The organism is Chryseobacterium sp. ERMR1:04 (assembly GCF_001297705.1).
Taxonomy (GTDB): Bacteria; Bacteroidota; Bacteroidia; order Flavobacteriales; family Weeksellaceae; genus Chryseobacterium.
In genome coordinates this window covers 23,875-42,350 of the sequence record NZ_LIRF01000005.1, presented here as the reverse complement: position 1 = coordinate 42,350, position 18,476 = coordinate 23,875, and the positions used below count along the sequence as shown (strand labels likewise).

Annotated in this window: 14 protein-coding genes; 2 read left to right on the top strand and 12 right to left on the bottom strand. The window is 33.9% G+C overall.

Annotated elements, in window-relative coordinates; genetic code table 11:
* Positions 1-49: 49 nt before the first annotated feature.
* The 4 genes from AMQ68_RS10665 to kbl all read right to left on the bottom strand — a co-directional run bounded on the left by AMQ68_RS10665 (position 50) and on the right by kbl (position 2,971).
* Positions 50-601, bottom strand: coding sequence for a CopD family protein (locus AMQ68_RS10665; protein ID WP_054510630.1), 552 nt, complete (start codon positions 599-601; stop codon positions 50-52).
* A gap of 9 nt (positions 602-610) precedes the next feature.
* Positions 611-1,048, bottom strand: a complete 438-nt coding sequence (locus AMQ68_RS10660) for a hypothetical protein (RefSeq protein WP_071254776.1) — start codon at positions 1,046-1,048, stop codon at positions 611-613.
* A gap of 6 nt (positions 1,049-1,054) precedes the next feature.
* A complete protein-coding gene (locus tag AMQ68_RS10655; protein ID WP_123905669.1) occupies positions 1,055-1,591 on the bottom strand; it encodes a hypothetical protein in 537 nt (178 codons plus the stop codon).
* 183 nt (positions 1,592-1,774) lie between these two features.
* Positions 1,775-2,971, bottom strand: coding sequence for a glycine C-acetyltransferase (kbl, locus tag AMQ68_RS10650; protein ID WP_054510627.1), 1,197 nt, complete (start codon positions 2,969-2,971; stop codon positions 1,775-1,777).
* Positions 2,972-3,131: 160 nt separating this feature from the next.
* Between kbl and AMQ68_RS10645 the strand changes: the two genes are divergently transcribed.
* A complete protein-coding gene (locus AMQ68_RS10645) occupies positions 3,132-4,010 on the top strand; it encodes a cupin-like domain-containing protein (RefSeq protein ID WP_054510626.1) in 879 nt (292 codons plus the stop codon).
* Between the two features lie 224 nt (positions 4,011-4,234).
* Here the strand turns inward: AMQ68_RS10645 and AMQ68_RS10640 are convergent, their stop codons facing one another.
* The 5 genes from AMQ68_RS10640 to priA form a co-directional block, all read right to left on the bottom strand.
* Entirely contained in the window at positions 4,235-5,152 is a 918-nt protein-coding gene (locus AMQ68_RS10640; protein WP_054510625.1) for a choice-of-anchor J domain-containing protein, read from the bottom strand.
* A gap of 157 nt (positions 5,153-5,309) precedes the next feature.
* Positions 5,310-7,226, bottom strand: a complete 1,917-nt coding sequence (locus AMQ68_RS10635) for a M1 family aminopeptidase (RefSeq protein ID WP_054510624.1) — start codon at positions 7,224-7,226, stop codon at positions 5,310-5,312.
* Positions 7,227-7,439: 213 nt separating this feature from the next.
* The gene (locus AMQ68_RS10630) at positions 7,440-9,371 is read right to left on the bottom strand and encodes a M1 family metallopeptidase (RefSeq protein ID WP_054510623.1); all 1,932 of its coding nucleotides are present in this window, start codon (positions 9,369-9,371) and stop codon (positions 7,440-7,442) included.
* Positions 9,372-9,455: 84 nt separating this feature from the next.
* On the bottom strand, positions 9,456-10,928 hold the full coding sequence (gene dacB / locus AMQ68_RS10625) for a D-alanyl-D-alanine carboxypeptidase/D-alanyl-D-alanine-endopeptidase (protein ID WP_054510622.1): 1,473 nt from the start codon (positions 10,926-10,928) through the stop codon (positions 9,456-9,458).
* Between the two features lie 160 nt (positions 10,929-11,088).
* The gene (gene priA / locus AMQ68_RS10620) at positions 11,089-13,530 is read right to left on the bottom strand and encodes a primosomal protein N' (RefSeq protein WP_054510621.1); all 2,442 of its coding nucleotides are present in this window, start codon (positions 13,528-13,530) and stop codon (positions 11,089-11,091) included.
* A 156-nt stretch (positions 13,531-13,686) separates the two neighbouring features.
* On the opposite strand from priA, the gene AMQ68_RS10615 reads away from it, so the two are divergent.
* The gene (locus AMQ68_RS10615; RefSeq protein ID WP_054510620.1) at positions 13,687-14,256 is read left to right on the top strand and encodes a hypothetical protein; all 570 of its coding nucleotides are present in this window, start codon (positions 13,687-13,689) and stop codon (positions 14,254-14,256) included.
* Between the two features lie 42 nt (positions 14,257-14,298).
* Here the strand turns inward: AMQ68_RS10615 and AMQ68_RS10610 are convergent, their stop codons facing one another.
* From AMQ68_RS10610 to AMQ68_RS10600, 3 genes are all read right to left on the bottom strand, one after another.
* Entirely contained in the window at positions 14,299-15,207 is a 909-nt protein-coding gene (locus AMQ68_RS10610) for an AEC family transporter (RefSeq protein WP_054510619.1), read from the bottom strand.
* Positions 15,208-15,505: 298 nt separating this feature from the next.
* Positions 15,506-17,992 carry a glycoside hydrolase family 2 protein gene (locus tag AMQ68_RS10605; protein WP_054510618.1) on the bottom strand — a complete coding sequence of 829 codons (2,487 nt, stop codon included), beginning with the start codon at positions 17,990-17,992 and terminating at the stop codon, positions 15,506-15,508.
* Positions 17,992-18,369, bottom strand: a complete 378-nt coding sequence (locus AMQ68_RS10600; RefSeq protein WP_054510617.1) for a GxxExxY protein — start codon at positions 18,367-18,369, stop codon at positions 17,992-17,994. Before AMQ68_RS10600 ends, AMQ68_RS10605 begins: the two co-directional genes overlap by 1 nt.
* Positions 18,370-18,476 lie beyond the last annotated feature (107 nt).

Genomic DNA, 18,476 nt, shown 5'->3' with positions numbered 1-18,476 from the left:
TGGTATTGGAAAAATTCACAATTGACCATTCGCTATTCACCATTAGCTATTATTTCTTTTTTTTGCTCTTATTAACCAATTTAACGGTCATCATGATTAAAAATACCAGAACGAAAAATCCGGCAATTAATTGCCACCAATATTCAATCGCCATTGATTTTAATATGACTGTGAATACCACCAGGAATAAAATAAAGGTCGCAATTTCGTTTGCTTGCCTCAGTTTAATATTGGCTGTTTCCAGTGTATTTCCGTTTAATTCTTTTAGTTGAAGTACTTTTTTCCAGCACCAGTAATGGTAGATTGCCAAACCGATCAGAAAGGTTAATTTTAAATGAAACCAAGGCATTTTCATTAAACCAGGATTCAAAAAGATCATCACCAATCCGCACACCGTCATAATAACACCTGCAGGAACGGTAATAATATTCCATAATCTTCGGGCCATAAAAGTGTACTGCTCTCTTAAGATCTTCTTCTTTTCTTCGGCAAATTCATCGGTATCTTTATAGTAAACGAAAATTCTTACGAGATAAAAAATTCCCGCAAAATAACTTACCATAAAAATAATGTGTAAAGCTTTTATTATTGTATAAAGCATTCTAAATGTCTATTTTATGTAGGAAATGCTATCGATCTTTGTTCCTTCCTTGTATCTTTTTATATACAAAAGTTTCCCTTGATCGTTGTAATATTTCCAGTCTCCAAAGTAATACCAGTGGCGTTGGGTTTTAGAAATATCTAATTTTGACTGTCCAATTTCCATGATGCTTCCATTGGGAAAATATTTCTTGGTCTTTGTAATATCTTTTCTGATTTTATCTTTCTGATAAATCTTGTTGTCAAAAAACGTTTTCCAGGTTTTCACCTTCTCCCCCATTTTATATTTCCCTACGGCAATAAGAGTTCCATCATCTGCAGAATATTCTTCTCGCCATTTTCCGTGTCTCTTATTTACCTTATTCTGATCTTTTACGTACTGATTCATTTTAGTTGTACATGAAACTAAAACGAGACATCCTAAAAAGAGCAAAAAATGTATTTTCATTTATAATTATTTAGCTACAGAATCGGTAACGTCTGTAACAATAGCATCATTGGGCTTTAACTGTATTTTCTTTGCGCCTAACTTCGTGTAATATTTTTCTAATTTATTTAAATGATCTTCGCTTGTTTCTTTTCCTTCTACATGCAAACTGTAATCACTCCAAACGCGGATAAAAAACAAATCTTTTACTAAAACTCTGTAATTCGGTTGTTCAAAAATTTTGGACAAATAAGCATCCAGATCATCTTTTGTTTTAAATTCAATGATGATAACTCCGCCATCCCCTCTTTCTCTGTTATTATAAATATAGGCGTATAGTTTTTTGACAGATGAACCAACTTCCTTCTCTTCAATTCTAGAAATAACATCGGGATTATCCGTCACAAAAGGGATCTGAGTAATCCCGATGTCTTTCATTTCTTTATTTATTTTAGCAGGTCTCATGCCTTGCAGTTCAACATTTTTAAGATCGAAATCCATAATGTCTTGTGCAAAGAAGCTTTGAAAACAAACAAAACCAATGATGAGCATTATTTTTTTCATAACCTGCTTTTAAATTTTTTATTATTAAGAAATTATTGAGTGCCTGCTTTTAATACTTCATTTTTAACGCAAAGAGCGCAAAGTTTTTTTGCAAATAATTACGTTAATTTTTAAGTCCGCAAAGGCGTTCTACTCAGCAAAGTTCACAAAAAACTTTCCATCATATCAAATTACAGAGAACTATTAAGAAATTACTCCAAGCTCCTTACCTACTTTTTCAAAAGCAACAATTGCTTTATCCAAATGCGCTCTTGTATGCGCTGCAGAAAGCTGAACTCTGATTCTTGCTTTTCCTTTTGGTACAACTGGATAGAAGAAACCAATAACATAAATACCTTCATCCATTAATTTTTCGGCCATTTTCTGAGCCAATGGAGCGTCGTATAACATTACCGGAACAATCGCAGCATCACCATCAGGAATATCAAAACCTTTAGCTTTCATTTCTGCTCTGAAATATTCTGCATTTTCCATTACCTGATCACGAAGAGAAGTATCGTCTGAGATCATTTCCAATACCTTCAAAGCAGCACCCACGATTCCAGGAGCCAATGAATTGGAGAATAAATACGGACGAGAACGTTGTCTCAACATATCGATAATTTCTTTTTTACCTGAAGTAAATCCACCTAAAGCACCACCCAACGCTTTTCCTAGTGTAGAAGTAATAATATCTACTCTACCCATTACTTCGTTGGCTTCGTGTGTTCCACGACCAGTTTTTCCTATGAAACCTGTTGCATGAGAATCATCAACCATTACCAACGCATCATATTTATCTGCCAGGTCACAAACTCCTTTTAGATCTGCAACAATTCCGTCCATAGAGAAAACTCCGTCTGTTACAATAATTTTGAAACGGTGATTTTTTTCAGAAGCTGCAATTAACTGAGCTTCCAAATCTCCCATATTATTGTTTTTGTAACGGTATCTTGCCGCTTTACAAAGACGAACTCCGTCAATGATCGAAGCGTGATTCAATTCATCTGAAATAATAGCATCTTCGTCTGTAAATAAAGGTTCAAAAACACCTCCATTCGCATCGAAACAAGCTGCATATAAAATAGTATCTTCAAGACCTAAGAATTCAGCAATTTTTTCTTCCAACTGTTTGTGAATATCCTGAGTTCCACAAATGAAACGTACAGAAGACATTCCGTATCCGTGAGACCCAATCATTTCCTGAGAAGCTTTCATCACCTCTGCATTGTTTGATAATCCCAAATAATTGTTGGCACAGAAGTTCAACAGTTTTTTACCGTTGGCTTCAATTTCTGCACTTTGCTGAGAAGTGATGATTCTTTCTTTTTTGAAAAGCCCGTCGTTCTCAATATTCTTAAGTTCGTTCTGTAAATTTTGAAGATATTTTTCAGAGATCATTTTAGATAATTTTTTGATGCGCTAATTTAGTAAAAAGGCTTTAAAGTATTTGCTTTTATGATTCTTTATTGTAAAATTTTGATATTGATTATTAAATTTTAATCATTAGTCTACCAATTTAGTAGGATAATGATTACATTTGAACTATAAATTTTACAGAATGAAATTATCTCCAGTAAAAAAGACCAAGAATTTAGCATCGGAAGATTTTCTGAACGATTTCATGAAGCCCAATCAACCTATTATTTTAGAAGACTTTATAGATGCCAACAGCCCTGCCTATACCAAATGGAATTACGCATTTTTTAAAGAAGTTGCCGGAAATACAAAAGTGAATGTTTATGGAGGCGAACTAGAATCTATCGACAGAGTGGCCAGCAAACCTGTTGGTGAAACAACATTTTCAGAATATCTAGACCTCATCAGTTCGAAAGCTACAGAACATCGTTTATTTCTATTCAATCTTTTAAGCATAAAACCGGAAATGAAAGAGGACATTCATTATAACGATATCACCAAAGGGAAAATTTTAAAATGGCTGCCGTTTATGTTCTTTGGAGGAAAAGGTTCTATCACCCGAAATCATATTGATATCGATATGTCTCATGTTTTTATTACCCAATTTAAGGGAATCAAAAAGATCTGGCTTTTTCCGTGGGAACAGTCTGACCTGATGTATAAACTGCCTTATAATTTCCATAGCCTGATTAATCTTCAAGAAGCCGATTATAAAAAATATCCTGCTTTGGAATACCTCAACGGATATGAAGCCATTATACAACCTGGAGAAACGCTTTATATTCCGTCGGGTTGGTGGCATTATATTCAATATGAAACGGAAGGATACTCCGTTTCTATAAGAGCACTCCCTTCAAGTTGGCTGGAGAAATGGAGAGGCTTTAAAAATCTGGTAATCATTAGACATTTTGACAATGCCATGAGAAAGATCTTTAAAGAAAAATGGTTTAATTATAAAGTAAAGATTGCCAATAAACGAGCACAAAAAGCGCTTAAAAGACACAGCAGTTTTCAAATCTGATAACGCAATTATAAAATCATTAACAATTAAAATATTTTACCCAATGGAATTACTTTATGCTATGTTATCTGCAGAACGTTCACATTATTTTTATTATCCTATTTTTTAATGTAAACCGATTCATTACCTATTTTTCTAAATGAATTAATGAAATTCATCAGAAAGAGATTCAAGAAAAGCCTTCAATCATGAAGGCTTTAATTATCTAAAAAATATTTTAAAAACTATTTCTTAATAAATTTACTTGAGTATTTTGCGTCTTTAGTTATTAGATTAATAATATAATTTCCGCTTGCCAAGCCAGATACATCAACGATCGAGCTGCTCTTATCAATAACATCAGCCTTCACAGACTGAACAGCTTTTCCAGACATATCATATATTGAGATTGCGGTTATTTGCTGATTGTTTTTTAAACTAATATGCAATTCTCTATCTGCAATAGTTGGATATAAAGAGAAATCTTTTTGGTTCCCTGTTTCACTTACCGCCAACGTAGTGGTTCTTGTTACAGCAAAAGTATCAACCCCTACAATATTTGAGTTGCTTCCCGCTGGCCCGCCATCTGTTACAAAATAACGGAAAGCCATTCTCATGCTCGTATCTGCTGCTAATCCTGAAACGGTATAAGAATACTGAGTCCAAGTTAAAGGATAACCATCTACAGCCGTTGTATTTGTTGTAAGATTAGGGTTAACTGAAATTGCTACATTAGTGAATGATCCCACATCTGTAGCTCCCGAAGGAATAACGGATGTTGCCCCTTGACTACTTAAACGAAATTCTAATCTATCCGGAAAGTCACCGCTTGACCCTCCTTTTCTTGTATAAAATGAAATTACATCTCCATTTTTCACAATAATTGGAGGAGTAATAAGCCAATTACTGATTGTTCCTGCTCCTGATACACTGTTAAAATTACAAAGCGTAAAAGAGGTTGCCCCTCCTGCTTGTCCACCGCCACTAAAGGCAGTACCACCACCCTGTGCCCATGTACTGGCACCACTAGGACTACTTTGATTAGTACTCGTCCAACCTGCACCTGCTAAGGTGCTAAACGTATCAAAACCTTGATTAAAAATCACCTGAGCGTATACTGCCAAACTAGAAGTAAATGACAGAATTAGTAAAATTTTTCTCATAGTATTTCCATTTATTTGTTTACTTAAATTTACTCATTTTTATGTGAACTTTCAAATTTTTAACAAAAAAAACAAAACACAACAGTCAAATTATCAACAATTTAACATAATAAAACCATCAATATTGATGGTTTTATTATGTTTCTAAAGTATTATTTTAATTCTTGATGAATTTAATATTCTTCTCCTTTATCGTGAAAATATATGTTCCCGGAACCAATTCAGAAATATTGATCGGTTTACCAGGCTGGTATTTATCTTTTCTAATAAGCTTTCCATCTACAAAATGGATTGAATAATCTGTGGATCTACCAATTCCTTTCACGTATAATTCATTCTTAGCAGGATTTGGATATAGTGAAAATTGATCAATCGTATTCTCTGTGGTGGATAACGTATTATCCTGAGTTACCGTAGAGCTTTTTTCCACCATCTGATACTCATAATTAAACTGTACGCTTGCTATAGGAAACGAAACCAATTCTGTAAAATATTGATTGTTTGAAGTATTATTTAAAGCAAAATAAGCAGTCTCTCCTCCGGTTCCTGTTACTTTTATAGGCAAAGGCATTTCAAAAAAGCTAACTGTTGGACTGCTCTGTATTTGAGAAGCTTTAAAAGTTACCTGATTACCCACCTGCTTCCATTTGATATCATACGTCGGATACCCCTCTCCATACACCCAATCATTAAAAAATTCTGTGAAATCTTTTCCTGTAGATTGTAATAACGAGGCATTTAAATCTGCTGTTCTTGCGTAACCATACGCTAAATTAGGGCTTGAAAGATAATCTCTTATTGCCGAATAAAATACATCATCTCCTAATACCCACTTGAGCATCCTCACAATATAGCCTCCTTTTGAATAAGATAATCTCCCACTAAAAATATATCCGCTATCTCCTATATTGGCATCATCAATATAACTGCTCCCTCCCGGTTCGCTTGTTATGTCATCCTTCTCTCCGAGTAGATAAGTCATAAATTCGGTATTGGTCATCAATAATTTTTCATTTGCAAAATGCTCCCCAAATGTGGCAAAACCTTCATTCAGCCAGATATCATTCCAAGCGCCACAGGTTATTTTATCTCCAAACCATTGGTGAGCCAGCTCGTGGGCAATAAGATCTTTATCCCAGCCCGCCATCGTAGACATGGTTTGATGCTCCATTCCGCCATCTATATTGGCTTCCATATGTCCGTATTTTTCATTTCTGAAAGGATAAGGACCAATATATGCTTCAAAGGTATTCATCATCTCTTTTGTCCATTCTATATTAGACATACTTATAGTATTGCTTGCTGTAGAGGGATAAATATAATTCACAAAAGGAAAAGGAGGATTTCCAATGGTGTCATTTAATTTTACAAAATTTGTAACAGAAAGTGCTATTAAATATGCTGCCGTTGGATACATTGTTCTCCAAAAAGTTAATTTCTGCCCATTGGGAAGAATCGTTTCCGACATCATTTTTCCATTGGCTGCTACACTGTATTGAGAGGGTGTTGTAATTTTAAAATCAAATCTATCTATTTTATCATTCATACTCTGTTTGGTTGGAAACCATTCCTGTGCTCCATAAGGTTCATTCAAGGTATGAAGAGTAGGAATTCCTCCTTGAGAATCGGTAAAAAAACCATCACTGTTTATTGAAGGAGTTCCTGAATAATGTATAGTCAATGAATCCAAAACATTGGCAGGAATAGAAGTCTGAAAATCTATTTTCACTTCTTTGGTTGGAAGTTGCTGGAAAACAAGATCTGTCCCGTGATATTGTACCTGAGAAACTGTTAATGTGTCTGACAGGTCAAAATAAATACTGCTCAAACTCTGAGAAGGTTTAAAGTGTGATGTTACATTACCTGAAATATAATGTACAGCAGGATCTAAATTTATCTGTAATCTTTGATATTGTAAATCATAGTTTATAGTATGAGGATTTACATTGTACGTTATCATTTTCTTAGCAAAAGACTTTGCTTCTTTTGCAATTAATTCTTTCTTTTTAAAACTCTGGGCAGAAAAATATTGAAATAGCAATAGCGCTGCAAAAAATAAATAATGTCTTTTCATATGGAGTGTGTTTTAAATTAAGAATCTAATTTATAGGTATAGAATCAATATTCAAATGATTACACAACAAATAAGAAAAACAATCTCATAATCCATAAAATAAGAACAAAACACCTAAAAAAAATAATTTTTATATCTCAACTTGTTAAAAAAATAAACAAAAAAAAAGCTCTCATTTCTGAAAGCTCTTCTTGTCTATTTAGAGTATTTATTTTAATGCTTAATAAACTTAATATTCTTTTCTTTAATCGTGAAAATATACGTTCCCGGAACCAATTCAGAAATATTGATTGGTTTATTAGGCTGGTATTTATCCTTTCTAACCAATTTACCATCTACAAAGTGAATCGTGTATTCTGTTGGTTTATCAATTCCTTTTACATACAATTCATTCTTCGCAGGATTTGGATATAAAGAAAACTGGTCAATACTCAATTCTTCTGTAGACAGTGTATTATCCTGAGCTACCGTAGAATTTTTCTCCAGCATCTGATATTCATAGTTAAACTGTACACTTGCTACAGGAAAAGAAACTGATTCTGTAAAATACTGATTGTTTGAAGTATTATTCAAGGCAAAATAAGCGGTTTCCCCTCCGGTTCCTGTTACTTTTATAGGCAAAGGCATTTCAAAAAAGCTTACCGTTGGGCTGCTCTGTATTTGAGAAACTTTAAAAGTTACCTGATTACCCACCTGTCTCCATTTGATCGTATAGGTAGGATATCCTTCACCATATATCCAATCATTAAAAAATTCTGTAAAATCTTTTCCTGTAGATTGCAATAAAGAAGCATTAAGATCCTGCGTTTTCGCATAATTATACGCTAAGTTGGGTCTGGAATGATAATCCTTAATCGCTTGATAAAAGACTGTATCTCCTAAGATCCATTTGATCATTCTCAGAACGTACGCACCTTTTGAATACGATAATCTCCCACTGAAAATATCTCCAATATTCCCTAATTTAGAATCAGGCACATAGGTACTTCCACCCGGTGAGCTTGTGATATTATCTTTCTGCCCCAGCAAATAAGTCATAAACTGAGGAGTTGTAAGAAGTAGTTTTTCGTTTGCAAGGTGCTCACCAAATGTAGCAAAACCTTCATTCAGCCAAATATCATTCCATGCGCCGCAGGTTACTTTATCTCCAAACCATTGATGGGCCAACTCGTGAGCTATAACAGGCTTATTCCAACCACTCATAGAAGACATTGTCTGATGTTCCATACACGTCCCTCCATATTGAAACTCCATGTGTCCATACTTTTCATTTCTGAAAGGATATAGTCCAAAATACGTTTCAAAAGTATTCATGATCTGCTTCGTCCAATCAATATCAGCCATAATAGATGGATTGCTGGCAGAAGTAGGATACAAATAATTCACAAAAGGAAAAGGAGGATTTCCCATGGTGTCGTTTAATTTTACAAAATTCGTAATCGCAAGAGCAATCAAATAAGCCGATGTTGGATACATTGTTCTCCAAAAAGTCAATTTCTGACCATTGGGAAGTGAAGTTTCAGACATTAATTTACCATTCGCTGCTACGCTATACTGAGACGGTGTTGTAATTTTAAAATCAAAACGGTCGATTTTATCATTCATACTTTGCTTGGTAGGAAACCAATCTTGGGCACCATACGGTTCGTTTAATGTTGAAAGAATAAAGTTTCCGTTTTGAGTTCCTGTTGCAAAAGCACTGTTAGCCGTATCGGGCGGTCCAGCATATTTGATGGTTAGAGAATCCAACACATTGGCGGGAAGAGAAGCCGGAAAATCAATCTTGAGTTCTTTCGTGGGCAGTTGTTGAAAAATAAGATTTGATCCATGGTATTGTACCTGAGAAACCGTAAGCGTGTTCGCCAGATCAAAATAGATACTGCTCATACTTTGAGTCGGCTTAAAATGAGAAGTTACCGAGCCCGAAATATTATACACCGATGGGTTTAAAGTAACATCCATTCTCTGATACTGCAAATCGTAATTTAAAGTATTAGGATTAATATTGTAAGCAGTCATTTTCTTGGCAAAAGATTTAGCCTCTTTTGCAATGAGCCCTTTCATTTCTATATTTTGATCCTGAGTCTGACTATACAATTGCTGAACTGCTAAAACAGCCACAACCAGCAGATAAAATTTTCTCATATTCAGTACATTAGAATATCAAAGATAAAAAAAACCTTCTAATCATTGATTAAAAGGTTCTTGTATTATTGAAATAAATATTTCTTAAAGATCTAAGGCCGGTTCAAGAATTTTTTCCATTCTTTTTTTCACCATATCAACCGATCCTGAATAATTATTAACGAGTAATGAAAACACTAAAGTCTTGCCTGAGTTTGTTTTCATATATCCTGCTAAAGCTTTTACTTTATTTAAAGTTCCGGTCTTTGCAAAGATTTGTCCGTTTCCTGTTCCTACAAACATTCTTTTTAAGGTTCCAGATTGTCCACCGATTGGTAATGAAGTTAAATACGTTTTATAATATTTTTCATCCATTAAAGACGTTAAATATTTAACCTGAGAAATTGGCGTTACATTATTACTTCTTGAAAGTCCGCTTCCATCGATGTAATTTAATCCTAACATATCAAAACCATCTTCTTTCAGGTGATTCGTTACCACGATTCTTCCCGATTCAGAAGTTTGATCTCCTTTACTCTGAAAGCCTACTGTTTTCAATAAAGCCTCCGCTAAAGAATTATCACTATGCTGGTTCGTATAGTAAATAATATCCCCTAACGTTGGAGATTTATAAGACGAGACCAATTTTCTGCTTTCAGGGGTAGCATCTGTCATCTTAGGCATTACTTTTCCGGTAACAGAAAGTCCGCTTTTTACCATGGTTGCTCTTAACGTATTCGCTAAAAATGCAGGTGCGTCAGGTAATTTTGTCGTTAAAACTCCGTCACCCTCATATTTATCTGCAAAAACCATTTGGCTGTTGTAAGGAGAAACATAGAAAAATTTCTTCTCTCCTGAGAAAGTATTTCCTTTTTTAACGATCAGTTTTTCGTTGGCAGGATTTATTTCACGAGTTGTACCAACGGGTAAATAATAATTATTGTTCTCTAACCAAACAACATTTTCCGGAAGTCGCGAAATGTTACCCTTGAAAAGCGCTGTCTGAATAATAATATCACCATTTACCTTTTTGATTCCCTCACGAGACATCCCACTGATGAAGTCTGACACAATATCTCTGTACGACCAAGCTCCGGCTTTGTTTGTTCCTAAAGAAGGATCACCACTACCTATCACATACAGATTACCATTTAAAACTCCATTTTCATCTACACTTCCTGAGTATTCCAACTGCGTCATCCAACGATAATTCTCTCCTAACAGGTTCAACGCTGTTTCTGTAGTTAATAATTTCGTTGTAGAGGCCGGAACCAAAGGGGTGTTTTCATTGTACGAAGAAATGATTTTCTTCGTTTTTGGATCATAGACTACAAATCCCCATGTTGCATTTTTCAGCACAGGATCTGCCATCATTGTGTTTACATTAATGTCTACCAATTCTTTAGCCGACAACACCGTTTTCTCCACAACCGCAGCTATAGGAGAAGGAAGGTTTAAATTGCTTCTTTGATTGTCGTAAGCCTGAGAATAAAGAACCGTAGAAACAGTAGATTGAGCGAGGAATAAACCAGAAGCCAATACTGCTACACTTGAAACATATTTTCTGAAATTTACCATCTAATTTGTTTTTTGTTTTCTATTTGATTCAAATAAAAAAGATTCGTTAAAATCAATCAATAAAAGAACCAAACATCTAATCAACGTCCAAAAGTAGAAATTATTGTTAGAAATCAACCCTTTAACGCTTATAAAAGACTGTAAATTTTGTTAAAAATTGTTAAAAGTCCACTAAAACGTCTTTTTTGATGCTTTGGTAAGCAGCAATTTCGTCAAATTCTTTTAAACTTAACAAAACCATGCTCTTAAACTTTTCATAGTTTTTCCCTCTTGGAAGCTTCAGCATAATCTGAAACTGATAGAGATTATTCATCCTTGTAATCTGCGCTCTTTCAGGACCCAATACACAGTCTTCCGGAAGGTATTTTCTAAGAATAGATCCTAAAAACTGGGAAGCACGGTCTACTTTATCTTCTCTCCTGTGCTTCATCTCGATCATGATGAGCTTTGTGAAAGGCGGATAATGGAATTTTTGACGTTCTGTAAGGAAATATTTATAAATCTTAGCCGTATTATTCATTTTGATCAGCTGAAAAACAGAATGATCAGGATTATAGGTCTGAATTAAAATCTTCCCTTTACCCGAAACTCTTCCCGCTCTCCCTGAAACCTGCGTAATCAACTGATAGGCTCTTTCCTCTGCTCTGAAATCCTGAACATATAATAAGGAATCTGCTTTCGGAATACCTACCAATTCTATATGATCAAAATCCAGCCCTTTGGAAATCATTTGGGTTCCGACCACAATATCGGTTTCTCGATCTTCAATTTTTTCGTATAATTTTTCGTAGGCGAATTTTTTTCGCATAGAATCTACATCCATTCGGTCTACTTCGTTATCTGGGAAAATTTTAGAAACCTCCTCATGAATCTGCTCTACCCCGACTCCTTTTTCATTCAGTTTTTCAGAATTACATTTTGGACAAGCTTTAGGTTTTGATGCTCTTTGACCACAATAATGGCACTTCATTTCATTCGCCGCCTTATGAAAGGTCATCACCACATCACAATTGGAGCAGTAATTTACGTAGCCACAACTTTCACATTCCACCACATTAGAATACCCACGGCGGTTGTGAAGAATAATAGCCTGATTTTTATCGTCTAAAGTTCTCTGAAGTTCTTCAATTAATCGTAAAGAAAAGTTCCCTGACACTTTTTTAGAATCCTGAGCTTCTTTAAAATTAATCAATTCAAATTCAGGTAAGTCTACATTTCCGAAACGTTCTGTAAGGAAAATGTATTTCATCTTCCCTTTTCTTGCGCGATAGTAACTTTCCACCGATGGTGTTGCTGATCCTAAGATTACTCTTGCATCATAAAAGCTCGCCAAAACCAACGCTGAATCTTTCCCATTAAAATAAGGCGTAAACTGTTTGTAGGCAGAGTCATGCTCTTCGTCAACTATAATTAATCCTAAATTTTGATACGGTAAAAACAAAGAATTTCGCGTTCCAATAAGAATTCGGATATCGTTTTGCTTGATTCTTCTCCACACTTCTACCCGCTCAAAATCTGTTAGTTTTTGGTGATAAAAACCGATTTGTCGGCCATATTTTTTTTCTAATCTTTGGGTGATTTGCTTGGTTAAAGAAATCTCAGGAAGTAAAAACAAAACATTTTTACCTTCATTGATACATTCTTCAATTTTATCTAAATAAATATGCGTTTTTCCTGAAGAAGTAACGCCATGAAGCAAAACATTTTCTTTGGCTTCAAACGCTTCATCAACCTCAGCCTTTGCTGCTTTCTGTAATTCTGAAAGTTCTTCGATTTCTTCAATTTCACCTTCATAACTTTCAATCCTGTCTTTCTGCATATAATATTCTTCAACCAGATCTTTATCTGCTAAAGATTTGAAATGCGAACTTCCAAAATTTCCATCTGCAAACAAATCAGATTTCTTTATAAAACCTGAAGGATCTTCGGTCTGTTTATCCAGAATAATAAGAAAAAGGTCTTTTTGTTTCGGAGCTTTATTCAGTTTTGAAAGGATCTCCGTAAGATTTTGATTGCTTAAAACCGATGGATTGATCTTTACATAAGCTACTTCTTTTGCTTTGTATTTTTCTGTTATTTTTTCATCAATCTCAATGTATTGAAGGTCAATCAAAGAATTGATGGTCTTAATAATCTCTTTTTTCGGAATAAAAGCCTCAATATCTGAAAGATTGATCAGCTGTCTTACTTCTAAAGCCTGAATAAGATACATTTCGTTTACATCCAGATTTTCAAAGTCAACCGTTACGTTGGCTCTTAACTTTAAGTACGTTTCACTTTCCAATTTCAAAGAAGAAGGAAATGCAAAGCGGTAAATTTCTCCCAGCCCACACAAATAATAGTCTGCAAGCCAATTCCAGAAATTGATCTGTTCTTTCGGTAAAATCGGAGAATCATCCAAAAGGCTTATGACTTCTTTGGCAACAAAATTTTCAGGTTCGTTATCATGAAGTTCAAAAACAATTCCCGTATAAATTTTCTTCCCGCCAAAAGGAACCAAAACACGCATTCCGGGCAGAATGACAGACATCAGTTCTTCAGGAACTTTATATGTGAAAGAACCTTTTAAATTTAGGGGTAAAACAATTTGGGCGTATCGCAAGGGGAAATATTTAAAGTGTAAAATTAAAATTTTCTTTAGAGAACTGCAATATTTATCGTTTATTTAAATTAGTACAAATTTTAAATAAACATAAAATTCAAATACAGATTTGGGATTAAATATTTTTTTTCATTCTTTTGTGAAAAATTAATTTACATGAAAAAAATATTAGCCTTAGGTATAGTTTTGATAATGACTGTATCTTGTACCAATGGAGATTTTGAAAATGCTTCTTCAGAAAACAATCAAAACTCTACAGTTTCAAAAACGGCAAAAAAAACAACTACAATTGTTACACTAAGCACATCACCAATTTCACCAAGCTGTTATAATGATATTTCTTTAGACAATAAAAACTTGCAACTTCAGATTTCTCAGCCAGCACCATATGATATAAAATTTACCTTAACATTAAAACAAAAAAATTCAAATGGTAATTATTTATCTGTCCCCAATCCTTGGGCAATAGTTCTCATTCCAAAAGGAGAAACCTGGGCAACTATAGATACAGTATGCCAAATTGAAGGCTATGTTCCTTGTGGTAAAATTACAGAAATTAGGACAGGGAATTTTAAACTTGAGATTACAAATGCTAAATACTTTTTTCACGGAGAGCAAGGAGGTGATATTTTCAACTATGAGTACAATAGTGGTGTCAATACTATTGATTTCACTTTCAAAAAATCATGTATGGGTGGAGGATGGATTCCTGATGAACCTAAATAATTTAAAATATAAGGTGAACTAAAATGTTCACCTTTTTATTTTTCAGAATATTACTTCAATAATCTCATACCAAATTGCTGTCGTCAGAAATCCTACAATAATACTGAATCCTATAATTAAATTCGTCAGTTTGGTATTGAGCCTAAATTGTTCTGCAATGATACTTGAAGTTACAACGGTTGGCATTGCCGCTTCAAACACCGTAATCTTTGCTACATCGCCTTTTATTCCTAATAATAAGGCTAATCCTAATACAATCGCAGGTGCCAAAATCAATTTATACAGCATTGAAACGGACATTTGAGGAATTAGTTTTTTCCAACCATTGAATTTTAATTGCAATCCCACCGAAAACAAAGCTAATGGACTTACCGTGGCTGCCAGTTTATCAAAAAACGGCTCTGCTAGAGTGAAATCAATGAACTGAGATAAAACAAGAGCTGCGACACAACCCACAAGTGGCGGAAAAGTGACCAATCTTTTCAAAATAAATAAGGCGCTGACTTTCCCTGATTTACTTCCTCCTTTTACAGCCGCAATAATTCCTAAAGTTGAAAGCGCAAAAAACATCGTCTGATCACAAATAATAGCGATACTCAAAAGGCTTTCACCATAAAAAGCTGCTATTAAAGGAAACCCAATGAATGAGGTATTGCTATATCCACTTACCAATTCCATTGTACTTCTGGATCTTCTGGAATAGCCTTTACTCTTGCTGTAAAACATCATGAAAAAGAAGCAAAAAACAGCAATTAGAAAGGTTGCGACAATCGGGAAAAGCATTTCTGTTGTCCAGTAAACTTTAGGCAAATATTTAAAGGAAACCGCGGGAAGTGCCAGGTAAAGAATCCAGGTATTAATGCCTTTGTGCGCATCGGGATGGATAGATTTTGTTGCTTTGAAAATCATTCCTGCTACAATGCAAACCGCGATCAGAACAAAATTTACCATACGTGAGAAATATGATGCAAATTTACAGTTGATTTTTTAGTTGAGAATGAAAACTTGTATTTTTTACATAATTTTTGTTGTACTGAGGAAAATACAAACTATTACATTTTATTTATTGAAAATTTAACCGCAAAAGTTTCAAAAGCTTTTATTTTTTAACACTTTAGTACACTTTAGAAAGTTTAACTCGCTTAATCCTATTTTTTTTGAACTGTTAATTTCATTTTGCCTTATTATAAAAGTCTTCGACTCCGCTCAGACTGACATTTCTAATACTAAAGGTTTTTAAATATGCAGATTAATTATTCATCGTATCCCACAAGCTCATTACCTCAACTTTTTCTAAAGGTTTAGAAAGGGTAATTCTTTTTGATGTTTTCGGGAGCAGATCAAAAAAATTATCACTGAAATGTATGTCACCAATTAAATACACATCTTTTGCTAACACATCCGTGGAAATTTCAATTTCTGTTGAAGATATTTTCTTGATTTGAATGTTTGGTTTTGTAAGCTTTAAGTCTTTTGGCTTTGAGAAGAAATAATGATTTTGAGCAATCGTTTTATCACTTTTATCTTTTAAAATTAATTTCAAAAAGACTTCATTTCGATTAGAATTTGGAATTAAATTTTCTATTTCAATAGGTTCAAATTTTACAATTCCTTCTAAGACTTTTCCATTTGAGACTATATTCATTGTATTCAAAACCTTCCCTTGAAAATTGATTATCTGAATTTCAACATTCACATCTTCAAACTTTTTTGCCTCATCATTAATCGCATAAAAGTTTAAAACTCCATCTTTCTCTTCCGTTAAAATGATCTGATTTTCAAAGCTCCTTTTTACTTGATAATGCAACGCTTTCCAATTTCCTAAATAATCAATCGAAGACCATGAAACAACAGGCCAACAATCATTCAGCTGCCAATATAACGTTCCCATATTGTTAGGTTTTGCACGACGATGGGCCTCAATAGCAATTTGCATTCCACGTGCTTGAAGTAGCTGAGAAACATAATTGTATTTCACAAAATCTGTCGGAACATTGTAATCCCTTTTCATATAGGTATTCATGATTTCCCAACCTCTTGCATGTTTTTCGTGAGCTTTAATGGTTCCATTTTCCAAACTTAAATCGGGAGTTCCTGCAAACATAGAGTTTGTAGTTTCCAATGTTGGCATTCCTTGAAAACCGTATTCTGAAGCAAACCTAGGAACTTTTTCATTATACATTTCAAATGGTTGTTCGCCCCACCAAACGCCCCAATAATGAGAATCTCCTTCGGTTAAACTTTCTTTATGCCCCCAACCGATTGATGGTGAACTTGGCCAATACATATTTTTATCTGGCGACAAGTTTTCTTTTAATGTATTAGGAATAAGTTCATGAAAAACTTTTTTATAATCTTTCCAAATCTGTAGAGAATCTTCTTTTGAATAATTGAATTGCTTTTGATATCCCCAATTAACAATGGCTTCATCCACTTCATTATTTCCACACCACAACGCAATGGAGGCATGATTTTGAAGTCGATTTACCTGATCTTTTACTTCCTCTTTTACATTGTTTAAAAATGCATCGTCTGAAGGATAAAAACTTCCAGCAAACATAAAATCCTGCCATACCAGAATTCCATTTTCGTCGCAAGCCTTGTAGAACTCATCATCTTCGTAAATTCCACCACCCCAAATGCGAACCATATTCATATTCGCTTCCTTGGAATCCTTAATCAATTTCTGATACTTTTCTTTGGTAATTCTTGGCGAAAAACTATCTGCGGGAATCCAGTTTGTTCCTTTGATGTAAAGAGGATTTCCATTCACTTTAAAGTAGAAAGATTTTCCTTTTGTATCTTTTTCCTGAATCAATTCAATCGTTCTTAAGCCAATTCTTTCAGTTTTATTATCAATAATTTTCGAATCTTTTTGTAGCGAAATTTTCAGATCATACAAATTCGGATCGCCCCAACCATTCGGTTGCCAAAGTTTTGGATTATTAATAGCAAAGGGAATCTGAATGGTATTCTTTCCTTTTTTTAATTGAAAATTATTCGTCTTACTATTAACGGAAACAGCATATTTCCCTTCTTTATCTGCAATAATTTCGGTTTGAATATTGAGTTCTGCTTTTTGTTTTGTCAGACTCTTTTGTTCGATTTTTATATTTTCAAGCTTGGCATTATTCCAAAAATTCAACTTAATATCTTTCCAAATTCCTGCTGTAACCAATCTCGGTCCCCAATCCCATCCAAACTGATATTGCGCTTTTCTCACAAAACTTCTTGGAGACTCCGGCATAGCAAAAGGAACCTTTTTCGCTAATTCTTTTCCAACATTAACCGCCGATTTGAATTTGATTTGTAGCAGATTATCGCCAATTTTTAAATTATGTTTAACAGGGATATCCCATTTTCTGAACATGTTATCCGTTTTCTTCAACAGTTTTCCATTCAGATAAATTTCTGAAAATGTATCCAATCCGTTAAAGACCAACTCTATGTTTTCGTTGGTTAATTCTGTTGATGAAATTTTAAAGCTTGTTTGATAATCCCAATCTTCATTTTCTATCCATTGAACTTTCTTTTCATTTTCATCTTTGTAAGGATCGGGAATGATTTTATGACTCATTAAATCCAAATGAACAGTTCCCGGCACAGTGGCTGTCAACCATTTTTGTTCCTTTGAGTTTTTGAATTGCCATTTTTCAGATGATAAATTTCGTTCTGAAAATTGGGAGAATAGGAGGTTTTGAATAAAAAGGAAAGCAAAAAATAAAGTTTTGTTCATTATAAATTATTTACAATTCTATGAATGCCATCTTTTATAAGTGGTGTATTAAAATTAATAAGAAGTCCAAGTTTTAAGTTTGTCAATTTTAAATAAGTCAATAATTGTGCATTAAAAACTGAATGTATTTCCAACACAGCTTTTACTTCAATTATAACTTTATTTTCTACAAGCAAATCAATCTTATATGCATTTTCAATATTCACTTCTTTGTATTGTAAAGGGAGATAAATTTGCTGTTTTATATCGAATCCTATTTTTTTTAATTCATAGGCTAAAGCTAATTCGTATGTACTTTCTAATAAACCTACTCCAAGATTTTTATGTACCTCAATTGCTGATCCTATGATTTTATAAGATAATTCATTTTCTGTCATTTGTGATGTGTTTTTATGTATGTTTCTTAACGCAAAGTTTTATTATATCATTTCATTATTTTTAAGGGAGCCAAGAAGTAATCAATTAAAATTGATTTGATGAAGCA